The following is a 13,212-nucleotide window of genomic DNA, read 5'->3' as shown; positions in this document are numbered from 1 at the left end:
ATTTTTGATTTGAACATGCCTCAATCAAGATCAGTCTTTATGCATTGGTCTATTGTGAATTACATGTTCAATCATGGCATGGGCAATACTGCCACTAAAAGGCGTTTCGGGTAGCTGATCAAACTTAAAGAACTGAGCCTCGCTAATTTCTTCTTCTTGCAAAACGATTTCACCAGATTCATATTCAGCCTTAAAGGCCAGCATAAGATTACTTGGAAAAGGCCAAGGTTGGCTGGATAAATATTGGACATTTTTGACATGTAGGCCAACTTCTTCCAACGTTTCTCTTTTAACCGCTTCTTCCAGTGTTTCACCGACCTCAACAAAACCCGCAATAAGACCATACATCTTGCTTTTATTCTTAGCATTTTTTGCCAATAGAATTTCGTTATCGCCACGAGTAATCACGGTGATAATACATGGTTGTACACGTGGGTATTGATGATAACGACAGCGAGGGCAGACCATAGCATATTCAGTGGGATGAACCTCGGTTTCGTGACCACAGTGGCTACAAAACTTATGGTTTCTTCGCCACTCTAGCAACTGTACTGCACGACTGGCTTGTTCAAACTCAGATTTGGTCCATTGTGAAATCAATTGACGAATCGGGATCAGTTGATATCCCGCTGGAATTTGATCTTCGATAAAAAGATCTCGGGCAATAATCTGATCACCCGAGTTAAAGCTGATATCACTTGCTAACTTTTCAACTTTAGGCAGTTGTAAATTTTCATCCACTAAAAGTTGTTGATGGTGAAAGATATATGCAAGTGATAATTCTGACATTAGGCTACCGATTTTAAATTTTGACTACTTGTTAATGCTACATCAAACATGGCTTGTAAAACAGGTTGTTTATTTTGTAGATTTTCAATCATCATGTCTGCACTGGCTAAAACATCCAGCAGCTTATTGACTTGCGCAAGGTTAAACACATGTTCTTTGTTAAGACCCGTTTGAATAAACTCCGCAGAGAGTAGCAATGCTTTTTGACCATCTTTTGCTGCAAGGAACAATAGCGCACCACCAATTTCACTTAATTGTGATGGAAGTTGGTCTAAACTTGTGCTTTGAGGATCTTGTAAATATTGCACCAATGTTTGTGAGCTTAAATCAACCAGCGCTTTGGTCTCAGTCAATAATGCTGCATGTGCTTCATCTAGACGATCTAATGAAATCTGCAAGTTATTCACTTTTAACTGTAAACGACTCGATGTGTAATTACGCTCTAAGATACCAATCGAATTCATCGCTGATAAAATACTGTTCATCAATTGTTGCGCATAATTTTCATCTTTGAGCATGTTGTCTTGAGACAGTAGGTCAGCCTGTTGTTTCAGTCCGCTATAGGCTTCATTAAGATTCAAGACTTTAAATACATGTGCAAGATCGGTCAGTTTGCTTTTCAATTCTTGCGTTTTTTCATCACTCATATTTTTGTAGTTAAACTCAATATCATTACGGATTTGCGACATTTCGTCCGTAATCAGTTGGCTCACACTATGAATGGTTTCAAAGTCAGGGCCATATAAATGGCGACTAAATATTTGTAGTTGAGTGTCAGTCAGAATATCTTCGCCAACATTGATTTGTTCGCGGATGTGTTGTGATATTTCATCTTCTTGGCTGATACAAATACTTAGGATATTGGCTGTATCTAATAAAGATGGATTGAATCCGCTTAGATCTTTAAAGAATAAAGACATATTGGTTTCAATACTGATTAGCGTTCTGAGGCGTGTGTCATTGAGAATGATGTTTTCAATGTGATTTAAAGCAACTGAAACCAAAGCCCAATATTGCTCACTTGCTTGGCCTTTAGCTGCATTTGCCAAATAAGACCCAACCAGCTTGATGCCCTGTAAATCTAAATCTGTTTCTTGTTGTTTGAGGAGTTTATGTAAGCATAATTTATACAGCTTATGTACATATACTGAATGCTCTAACTCAGGTGATTGCGGCAAGTTAAAATTCGGTGTAACACAGTCAAGCAGTGGAATAATTGCTTGACCTTCTGGTGTCAGCTCTAGACCTAAAGAAAGTTCTAAGCGATTTAAGGTGTCGTGCAAAAATTGTGGCGCTCTGACTTCACGAAGGCAAATAAACTCAATATAGCGTTTGAGCATGGTGGTGCCTTCACTCAAAGCGATAACTTCTTGAGTATTGATCTCATGTGGGTTTTGCATCACTTTACGCATCACCGCTGCTGAGAGTTGCGCAATTTTAGCAACATGCGGCATATCAATCAGCATTAGCACATTTACACATTGTTCAAATTGAAGCAAAGCATCATCAATACCGAAGGGTAAAGTTTGGTCTTCAACTAAACTACTGACAGCAGATTCTACCTGTAAAATTGAATTATCGACTTCTTTTTTAATAATAAGTAATGCTGTCGGATCAAAATGTATAGAGGTTTGGTAAGACATTGATCTGCACCTATCCTGGGTATCTGAATGTTTTATTTCATAGCCTCAAAATGAGGCTAATTTTCTAAGTTTTAATATAGCCGAAGAAGACCATCTTTACAGAAAAAATAGCCATCAATTTCAAATTTTATTTTGCAAAAATGCAGGCTTCCCCATGTTTTTCTTGAAATTGTTTGACCCAGTTCTCATGTGCTTCTAATTCTTCATCTGAAGGCAAAATGATTGGGGCATTGATTTCAATTTTTTTCCGAGTTGTATTTCTTTGCGCCTGATCAGTATGTGCAGAAAGAGCATCCATGTCAAAGGATACTTGGCCGCCTGTCATGGCAAGATAAACATCAGATAAAATTTCAGCATCGAGTAAGGCACCATGGAAAGTACGATCTCGTTGCGGAATTTCATAACGGCGAACTAAGGCATCCAAAGAGTTCTTTTGTCCGGGATGTTTGCTTTTCGCCATCGCCAAGGTATCAGTCACTTCACATACTTCTGAGAGTGCCTGTAGACCACTGCGCTTGAACTCCATATCTAAGAAGTTCATATCGAAGCTTGCATTATGCGCAATAATTTCACTGCCTTTTAAGTAGTCAAATAAAACTTGCGCAATTTCGCTATATTTTGGCTTATCTTTTAAAAACTCATCGGTAATACCATGGATGGCTTCTGAATCGCCAACTGGTTTTTCTGGATTAATATAGATATGAATCGAACTGCCAGTCAGTTTACGATTGACCATTTCAATTGCGCCAACTTCAACAATTCTGTCACTGTCCTGATAATAGAAACCGGTGGTCTCGGTATCCAGAATAAATTGTTTAGGGCCATGTAACTGGACCGTCGCAGGTGTAATCACAATTTGTGGATGAATATCTCGCATTGCGGGTTGGCTCATTGCTGGCTCATCATTTTCATTGATATCTTGGTTAGATGGTTCTTCCATCTCAATTTCATGAGCTGGCATGACATCCTGCTGAGGGCTAATTTCCGATTCTATCATTTCATCTGATTCAATCAGGTCAAATCCAAAGGGATCGTCAAGCAGCCAGTCTTTTTCATGTTTTTTTTTATCATCAGCCACTGCCAAGGGTTCAGTCAATTTGCTTGGCGCAGTGGTGTTTTTTTTTGCGTCGAGTATTTGCTGAGTACCTAAATTCGCCAATTGATCTGCCATTTCATTGCCTGCATGTCCAGCATGACCTTTAATCCAGTTCCATTCAATTTCGCGACCTTGGCAGGTTTGATCGAGTTTTTTCCAAAGATCTGGGTTTTTTACATCTTTCCAGTTTTTCTTTTTCCACCCTTCAATCCATTCGGTAATGCCACGTTTTACATAGTTGGAATCGGTCCAAAGCACTAATTTTGCTTCGGTTGGGCAAAATGCGATCCCTTCAATGGCTGCGGTAAGTTCCATGCGGTTATTGGTTGTATCAAGTTCACCACCACACAACTTATGTTCTTCTGTTTCAGTGATGATATAAGCGCCCCAGCCACCAGGACCTGGGTTGCCTTTACAAGCACCATCGACATAAAGTGTGATTGTTTGTGACATAGTAATAACCAATGAAAGTGAATTAAGAGTTGAACATCGTGGTTTAAGAATTTATTGTATACGCAAATCGGCGTTTTCTACGCATGAACTGAGATTTTTTTAATTTCTTGTAACATTTGTATGCAATTCGCATTCAAAATTTGCCTTGTAAGCGCGTTTAGCTCTACTAAAATGGCAATGATAAAATAATTTACTAAATGTTGTTCGGAACTCTTATGTTTAAACCTACCACAATGGTGTGGCAACCTACTGCGACTGTTTTCTTTAAATTATCCTTATTAACATCTGCATTCGCAGCATTAGGGTTGACTGCAGGGTGTTCTTCGACGTCGACAACATCAAAGGTTCAAACATCAAAGTCAGCAGGCATGTTAGATGCCAGCAGTCTGGATTCTCTAGAAGATCTACTTTCTGCAACTGATATACGCGCGGTAGAGGGCGATCGCCTACTGATTTTAAAACATGGTGACGTATGGAAGCGGATGTCAGTCGGTTTTAAAATGGATGAAAACCATTGGGATCCTCGTATCGATGCGCAACGGAGCTGGTTTGTTTCACGCCAACCTTATATTGACCGTCTAAGTGCACGTGCATCACGCTATCTTTACCATACCGTGAAAGAAGCTGAACGTCGTGGTTTACCTACTGAATTAGCACTGTTGCCGATTATTGAAAGTTCTTATGACCCAGCAGCAACCAGTAGTGCCGCCGCAGCTGGGATGTGGCAATTTATCCCAAGTACAGGGAAAATTTATGGTTTAAGACAAACCAGTTTATACGACGGGCGTCGTGATGTGGTTGAATCAACACGTGCCGCTTATGAGTTTTTAGGTAGTTTATACAATCAATTCGGTTCTTGGGAGTTGGCTTTGGCTGCCTATAACGCAGGCCCAGGGCGTATCCAGCAAGCAATTAATCGTAACCAAGCTGCGGGCTTACCAACAGACTATTGGTCATTGCGTTTACCGCAAGAGACCATGAACTATGTACCACGCTTTTTAGCTGTGGCGCAGATTATTAAAAGCCCATCTAAATATGGGGTGAGCTTACCACCGATTGCCAATCGTCCGCACTTTAGAGAAGTTGCAGTTCCACCAGGCGTACAACTCAATCAAATTGCTTCAATTACCAATTTAAGTCGTGCTGAGCTATATGCTTTAAACCCTGGTCATCGTGGTGAATTTGTTGATCCATCGAGTACCTTACGTATTTTGATTCCTGCGGATCTTAGTCCGACCATCGATGCAAAACTAAGAGCGTTAAAACCGGGTTCTGATAGCGGTTTATGGGCAAGCAATACTGCGCCAACTACAGCTACACGGACTTTAACGCCTACAGCAGTCACCTCGACAGTGACTCAATCGATTACTCCAAGTAAAGCGACGCCACCTGCTTTAACAACAGCAAAAACCACCACGACAACTGCAGGTTCATTGAGCACGCTCAAAAATACACCACAAGGCTCGGATGCATTAGCGCAATTTGCTGCCAATGCTGATATTCCAAGTGCGCCACGTATTCCTGTTGCTGTGACCAATGCAGCCAATGTGAAACCTGTTGCCGCAGAGCCGCCAATTTCTGCACATGAAAAAGCACAAATTCTTGCCGCAGTAAAAGCTGAAGGTGAAAAGGAAACGGTTAAACAAGTTTTAGAACCTCAAGCCACCCAAGCTGAAAAAGAAGAAGTGGTTAAAGAGATTAAGGCGATTGCACCACAAGGGACAGAAGTGCTGGATCCGTATGATGGTAAAATTAAGCTGACTGCAATTCAAACCAGTCAATCGGTTGCAGAGGTTCAAGGTAAAGAAAATACGGTTGGATTCTCATATCCTAAAGGTTTAGCAGACACCACACCTGCAAACTCGGAAGAAGCCAAACTGAATCAAGATAAGAACTTTAAGAAAACCGAAACTGAAGTTGTGGTTGAACCACCAAGAGGTAAACGCAGTACTTATACCGTTTTGGCAGGGGATACTTTAGCAACGATTGCTTTAAAGAATGGCGTAAATTGGCGCGATATTGCCAAATGGAACCAAGTTGATCCAAACGGAACTTTATTTGTTGGGGCGACTTTGTATTTATATGATGCCAAACCACAAATTGATACCCCTGTGGTTTCTCGCAAAACCACGGATTCAGTTCCAGCCAATTATGTGGTTAAACCAAATGACAGTTTAACCAGTGTGGCAAATCAGTTTGATTTATCTGTTTCACAATTGGCAAATTATAATAATCTGAATACCAACAGTAATTTATTTGTCGGTCAGAAATTAAAGCTTAAAGATGCTTCAGATGATAAATTATCTGAAATCAATAAAGCAGTGGTTCGCGCAGATACCTCTAAGCCTGTTGCAAAAATCAAGACCAAGGCTTATGCAGTTAAACGTGGCGAATATCTTAAAGTGATTGCCGATCGTTATGCTTTGTCTGTACATGAACTTGCTGATTTGACTCCAGGACTAGATACTTCAGGTAGCTTATTTGTGGGGCAAAAGATCAATGTGCCTCTCAATGAAGTTAATGAGCCTGAAGCTAAACTTGACTCTAAAGTGATTGATCAAAGTAAGTTTAAGAATGTAAAAGCTGAAACAAACTATAAAACTGAGAACTATAAAGTTCAAAGTGGCGACAGTTTATCCAGTATTGCAGTTCAGTCTAAATTAAGTTTGGCAGAATTAGCCGAGTTAAACAAAATTTCGACATCTAAAAACTTGCTTGTGGGTCAAATCATTAAGATCCCTGCTGGAACAACAACACCAGAAACCTATACTGTGCAATCTGGTGATAGCCTGATTGCGCTGGCAAATAAATATAATTTGCAAGTTAACCAAATTGCCGATTTAAATGGTTTAAAGAGTACATCTGGTTTGTTTGTTGGGCAGAAATTGAAGTTGACTGGCACGCCTGAAACCAGCAGTAAAGAGAAAGCACAAGCGAGAAATGAGTCGAAATCAGAAGGCGCTAGTAAAGATATCCATGTGGTCAAATCAGGTGAAACACTGGCAAGCGTTGCAAAAAAATATAAACTGCAATTGTCTTATTTAAGTGAATTAAATGGTTTGTCGCGTAATCAGGCTTTGGATATTGGACAACGCTTAAAGCTTGATGGGGAATTACCCAGTAAATCCACGCTATCTAAAGAAAAAGAAGACCTAAAGGCGACTGCGAAAGCAACAGCAAAAGCTTCGAGTAAGAATACTGAAAGCTATGCGGTGAAGTCTGGTGAGTCGTTAAATGCGATTGCAAATCGTGTTGGCATGTCAGTTCAAGAACTGGCTGAATTGAATGATCTGAGCCCACGTGCGGGTTTACAACGTGGACAATCTATTCGTATTCCTAAAACAGTGACTGAATACAAAGTGAAAAGCGGTGATTCATTGATTCGTTTAGCCAGCAAGTTTGGGATTGATACCAGTGCACTTGCTGAGATGAATGAATTAAAACCAAACGCGTCATTACGCATTGGCAGCATTATTAAAGTTCCGAATCTTTAAGCGCCATTTTATTGGAGTGACGTTTAAAGCTTAACATTTCAAAAACTTTTTTGAATAAAGGAAAATAGGGGAATGCGCCTAAGTTTTGCATGTGTCAGCCCGATCGGGCTGGCATTGGGATTATGTGTTGCAAGCTTAAATGTTGATGCTGCTCTACAGACAACAGCTTATATTGCTGTACATAATGCTCCACAGTATGACAAAGCTCAGGTGATGCCTTATGCCAATAGCAATGCACCCAAAGGTGGCTATATCAGTACAGCGAGTATAGGCACCTTTGATAATCTCAACAGTATGAATGGCAAAGGCAGTTCAACTGAAGGGATTAATTATCTGTTTGATAGCTTAATGGATAGCTCATTGGATGAACCGGGTGTGTTATATCCGCTTCTCGCTGAAAAAGTCACTTATGATCCTGTTAAAACCAAATTTGTTATTTTCCATTTAAATCCTAAAGCCCGTTTTAGTGATGGTTCACCCGTCACGGCTGAGGATGTTAAATTTAGTTTTGATATCATTCAAAGCAAAGCCAATCTGGGCTTTCAAATGTATTTGTCTGATTTAGCCAAGACTGAGGTATTGTCTAAATACCAAGTGAAAATGACATTTAAATCAGACCACAATGCAGATATGCCCTTTATTTTGGCAAAAATTGCGATTTATTCAAAAGCAGATTGGAAAAATAAAGACTATAGCAAAGTGACCTTGCAGCCGATTTTAGGATCGGGGCCTTATCTGATTGAACGTATTGATTCTGGGCGCAGTATTAGCTATAAGCGCAATCCAAATTATTGGGCAAAGGACTTAGCCATCAATCGTGGTCGTTATAACTTTGATCACATGAAATATGTTTATTATCGAAGCCCTGAAATCGCTTTTGAAGGGTTTAAATCTGGACAATATCGCTTTTATCAAGAAAAAAATGCCCGTAACTGGGTCACCGAATATAATTTTCCTGCGGTAAAACAAGGTTTGGTGAAAAAGTATATTTCTAAGATTGAAACACCAGCACTCACGCAAAGTTTGGTTTTTAATACCCGAAAGGCGCCATTCAATGATCTCAATTTTCGCCAAGCATTAACCTATGCTTATGATTTTGAATGGATCAACAAAGCATTGTTATTTGGTCAAAATATTCGCTTGCAAAGCCACTTTCAAAACAGTGAGCTTGCTGCGACTGGAAAACCAAGCGCGAAAGAACTTGAAATTTTAACGCCTTATTTAAAGCAATTGCCCGCATTACAACGCCAAGGTGTATTGGCAGATTGGAAATACCCAGTTTCAGATGCCAGTGGTTTTAACCGACAGAATTTATTGATTGCACGTTCGATGCTATTAAAGGCGGGTTATCGTTTTCACAATGGACTATTGGTGGATAGACAAGGTCGCCCCATTCAAATTGAATTTCTGATTCATCAAGATGGCGCGCTACGGACTTTGTTGCCATATATTCGTAATTTAAAAAAACTTGGGATTCTGGCAAATATTCGTCAAGTCGATTTACCGCAATATACAGAGCGTATGCGCCGTTTAGATTTTCAGATGACTGCTATCGATATGCCGCAATCATTAACACCAGGTGCTGAACAGGCACAGATGTGGGGCAGTAAAGCTGCCGATGAAGTGGGCAATTACAATTATGCAGGTGTTAAAAGTCCAGTGGTCGATCAGCTGATTCAACAGATTATTTATGCACCGAACCGTGAACAATTGGTGCTTCGTACCCGAGCACTGGATCGGGTATTACGTGCAGGCTATTATCAAATTCTGACTTATGGCAATGATAAAAACTGGTATGCTTATTGGAATATGTATCAGCTACCCAAAGTTAAACCAAAATTATCCCTCGGTTTAGAGTATTGGTGGGCAGATGCAGATCAAGCGAAAAAAGTAGAGCAATATTTAAAAAAATGAGCATTTTAAAAGCATAATTTCAAATCTTCATGGTTAAAACATCAGTGGCTCAACGTAAGTGGTGTTTAAATTGACATATCTACCCTCATGAGGTCATAAGGAACATCGTTTCAATGGGCACATATATACTCAAAAGGCTGTTACTGATCATCCCGACATTGTTCTTTGTTCTCTTGATCAATTTTGTTGTGGTTCAAATTGCACCTGGTGGGCCTGTTGAACAAGCGATTCAACAAGCAGAAAACTTCCAAGGAGTCAATATGACTGCTGGAGGTCTATCATCTTCGGTAAATAACCATGAGTATCGTGGTGCACAGGGCTTAAGCGAAGATATGATCAATAAAATCAAACAGCAATATGGCTTTGATCGACCTGCACATGAACGATTCTGGTTGATGTTAAAAAACTATTTAGCTTTAGATTTTGGCACGAGTTTTTTTAAAGATAAGCCGGTGACTGAGCTGTTATGGGAAAAAATGCCAGTTACCATTTCCTTGGGTGCGTGGAGCACTTTTTTAATTTATTTAATCTCAATTCCTTTAGGGGTTAAAAAAGCCAAGCAGCATGGCTTATTTTGTGATAAATCAACCTCATTACTTTTGGCTGTGGGCTATGCCGTTCCCGCTTTTGTATTTGCAATATTGTTGATCGTATTTTTTGCTGGAGGTTCTTATTTACAATGGTTTCCGTTACAAGGCTTTGTTTCAGACAACTTTCACAGTCTCAATTTATTTGAAAAAATAGCAGATTATTTTTGGCACATGGCTTTACCTTTGCTGGCCATGGTGTTGGGCGGATTTGCAAGTTTAACCTATCTGACTAAATATTCATTTATGGAAGAGCTCAATAAGCAGTATGTGCTTGCAGCACGAGCAAAAGGCTTAACTGAAAATGACGTGTTATATAAACACGTATTTCGCAATGCATTGTTGGTGATTGTTGCCGGTTTGCCTGAAGTATTGGTTGGGGTGTTCTTTGTTGGAAATCTACTGATTGAAATTATTTTTAACTTGGATGGCTTAGGCTTGCTGGGTTTTGAAGCCGTACAACAGCGTGATTATCCAGTGATTTTTGGCGCTTTGTTCTTTCTGACCTTATTTGGGCTGATTTTACGTTTGATCTGTGATGTGGTTTATCGTGTGATTGATCCGCGAATTGATTTTGAATCGAGAGGTGCAAAATAATGTCATCGATCATGCAAGCACGAATACAGAAATTTAAGAAAAATCGCTTAGGTTTTGTCTGTTTCATCGTATTTATTGTTTTATTTATTCTTTCAATTTCTGCCGAATTTATTGCCAATGATAAGCCCTTATTGGTCAAATACGATCAGCATTATTACATGCCAGTTTTAAAGGCTTATCCTGAAACACATTTTGGTGGGGTCTTTGAAACAGAAGCCGATTATCGTGATCCGGTAGTTCAGCAGTTGATTGATGAAAAAGGTTGGTCGATTTGGCCACTGGTTCGTTATTCCTACCAAACTCCCAATTTAGATTTAGCCGTTCCTGTTCCATCGCCACCCACCGCACAAAACTGGTTAGGTACAGATGATCAAGGGCGTGATGTATTTACCCGTATTCTTTATGGTCTACGTATATCACTGTTGTTTGGTTTGGCATTGACACTATTTGCTGCATTTATTGGAATTATTGTTGGGGCGATACAGGGCTATTATGGCGGATGGGTAGATTTAATTGGGCAACGTCTGCTTGAAGTTTGGGGTGGTTTGCCGACTTTATTTATGGTGATCATCTTGGTCAGTCTATTTACCCCGAGTGTCTATTGGCTATTTCTGATTATGTTGATTTTTGGCTGGACAGAGTTGGTCGGTATAGTGCGTGCTGAATTTCTTCGCGCCCGTCATTTAGATTATGTTCAAGCAGCACGTGCCTTAGGGGTGAGTGATTTGATGATTATGTTCCGACATATCTTGCCCAATGTGATCAGTTCAAGTTTATCTCAACTTCCATTTATGCTGACTGCAAATATCACCGCACTTACTGCATTGGATTTTTTAGGTTATGGGCTTCCACCAGATGCAGCCTCCCTCGGTGAATTGTTATTACAAGGTAAAAATAATTTAAATGCGCCGTGGCTGGCTTTGTCAGGATTTTTTACTTTGGCCTTGGTGCTATCTTTATTGGTTTATATTGGGGAGGCGACACGCGATGCATTCGATCCAAGACGTCAAAAATGATCAATCTTTGTTGTTGTCTGTCCAACATCTGCATATTGAAAATCAGCGTAAAGAGGTGCTGGTCAATAATCTTAACTTTGACCTACATGTCGGGGAAACTGTTGCGATTGTCGGGGAGAGTGGTTCAGGCAAATCAATTAGTGGTTTGGCATTACTTGGCTTGCTTCCTGAAAATTTAACTGTGACTGGGCAAGCGTTATATGATGAGCAAAACCTATTGTCTCTTAATCAAAATGCGCAGTTGGCGATCCGTGGTAAAAAAATTGCCATGATTTTTCAAGAACCAATGACTGCACTCAACCCGCTACACAAGGTTGAGCGGATTATTGGTGAGACTTTACTTTTAGACGGGATGTCCAAGGAAAAAGTCAGAAAACGTGTCTATGACTTATTGTGTGATGTCGGAATGGACGAACCTGAGGATAAGTTGAATCGTTATCCACATGAGTTATCGGGTGGTCAGCGACAACGTGTTTTGATTGCATCTGTTTTGGCACAAAAGCCTGAAATTATTATCGCGGATGAGCCGACAACAGCTTTAGATGTCACATTACAATCGCAAGTTTTAAACTTATTACAACTGCTTATTTTAAACCATAAAATGGCCATGATTTTGGTTAGTCATGATTTGAATTTGGTACGTAAATATGCCAATCAAGTGATTGTGATGAATCAGGGGCAGGTTGAAGAAAAAGGCACAGTTCGAAATATTTTTCAAACCCCTAAAGCCAGCTATACCCAATATTTATTGGATCATGATTTTGGTGAAGCCAATGCTTTACCGCATAAACGTAATTTAGTTTTATCTCTACATCGTGTTGGGGTGAAATTTCCAATAAGAAAGGGCATATTTAATCGAGTTAAAGATTATTTTGTTGCCGTTCAACCGCTCAATTTACGTTTAGATCGCGCTGAGTCCATCGGTATTGTCGGAGAAAGCGGTTCAGGTAAAACCTCTTTGGCGCTGGCAATCGCACGACTGATACAGTGCTCGGGTAATGTTTTTCTACTCAATCAAGACTTGAACAGATTGAGTCAGCGTAAGTTACGTCCGCTTCGATCCAATTTTCAAATTGTATTCCAAGATCCGTTAAGCAGTTTAAATCCACGTATGACTGTCGACCAGATTATTCGAGAGGGCTTGGTACTACAACATCTAAAAGAAGCTGAAATGCTGATTCGTATCAATGAAATTTTAGATAAAGTAGAGCTCCCAATAACAGTTAAACAGCGTTATCCGCATGAATTGTCTGGTGGTCAACGGCAACGTGTGGCTTTAGCACGTGCAGTGGTATTGCGCCCTAAATTACTGATTCTCGATGAACCAACTTCAGCTCTTGATCGGACTACACAACGTGCAATTGTAAAATTATTGCGCCAGTTGCAACAGGATTATCAAATGAGTTATTTGTTTATAAGTCATGATTTACAGGTTGTAAAAGCACTTTGTCAGAAAGTTTTGGTATTAAAAGATGCTAAAGTTATCGAGTTTCAAGACACTCAAGCCTTATTTGATAAACCTTTAAATGACTATACCAAGCGATTAATTGCAGCGAGTCAGTATTAACGCTGTATAGATGGTTTTGGTACAAAAAATATTCACATTAACAAAGTTGACAAAAC

General features: G+C 39.8%; 8 protein-coding genes. 5 read left to right on the top strand and 3 right to left on the bottom strand.

The window, feature by feature from the left end:
• Positions 1-30: 30 nt before the first annotated feature.
• The 3 genes from nudC to dnaQ all read right to left on the bottom strand — a co-directional run bounded on the left by nudC (position 31) and on the right by dnaQ (position 3,981).
• Positions 31-789 (bottom strand): NAD(+) diphosphatase, encoded by a 759-nt coding sequence (gene nudC / locus AC07WY_RS14905; RefSeq protein ID WP_434277902.1) that lies wholly within the window; start codon positions 787-789, stop codon positions 31-33.
• Positions 789-2,432, bottom strand: a complete 1,644-nt coding sequence (locus tag AC07WY_RS14900) for a chemotaxis protein (protein WP_494736616.1) — start codon at positions 2,430-2,432, stop codon at positions 789-791. The genes nudC and AC07WY_RS14900 overlap by 1 nt, the downstream gene beginning before the upstream one ends.
• A gap of 127 nt (positions 2,433-2,559) precedes the next feature.
• Entirely contained in the window at positions 2,560-3,981 is a 1,422-nt protein-coding gene (gene dnaQ, locus AC07WY_RS14895; protein ID WP_494736615.1) for a DNA polymerase III subunit epsilon, read from the bottom strand.
• A 215-nt stretch (positions 3,982-4,196) separates the two neighbouring features.
• On the opposite strand from dnaQ, the gene AC07WY_RS14890 reads away from it, so the two are divergent.
• The 5 genes from AC07WY_RS14890 to AC07WY_RS14870 all read left to right on the top strand — a co-directional run bounded on the left by AC07WY_RS14890 (position 4,197) and on the right by AC07WY_RS14870 (position 13,156).
• A complete protein-coding gene (locus AC07WY_RS14890) occupies positions 4,197-7,475 on the top strand; it encodes a LysM peptidoglycan-binding domain-containing protein (RefSeq protein ID WP_494736614.1) in 3,279 nt (1,092 codons plus the stop codon).
• Positions 7,476-7,547: 72 nt separating this feature from the next.
• Entirely contained in the window at positions 7,548-9,389 is a 1,842-nt protein-coding gene (locus AC07WY_RS14885; RefSeq protein WP_494736613.1) for an extracellular solute-binding protein, read from the top strand.
• 113 nt (positions 9,390-9,502) lie between these two features.
• On the top strand, positions 9,503-10,573 hold the full coding sequence (locus tag AC07WY_RS14880) for a microcin C ABC transporter permease YejB (protein ID WP_494736612.1): 1,071 nt from the start codon (positions 9,503-9,505) through the stop codon (positions 10,571-10,573).
• Positions 10,573-11,589: an ABC transporter permease gene (locus AC07WY_RS14875; protein ID WP_494736611.1), complete on the top strand. Its 1,017-nt coding sequence runs from the start codon at positions 10,573-10,575 to the stop codon at positions 11,587-11,589. Before AC07WY_RS14880 ends, AC07WY_RS14875 begins: the two co-directional genes overlap by 1 nt.
• Positions 11,561-13,156: a dipeptide ABC transporter ATP-binding protein gene (locus AC07WY_RS14870; protein WP_494736610.1), complete on the top strand. Its 1,596-nt coding sequence runs from the start codon at positions 11,561-11,563 to the stop codon at positions 13,154-13,156. The genes AC07WY_RS14875 and AC07WY_RS14870 overlap by 29 nt, the downstream gene beginning before the upstream one ends.
• The last annotated feature ends 56 nt before the right edge of the window (positions 13,157-13,212 follow it).

The organism is Acinetobacter sp. GW821-FHT01C12 (assembly GCF_059422625.1).
This window is presented reverse-complemented; position numbering and strand designations above follow the sequence as displayed.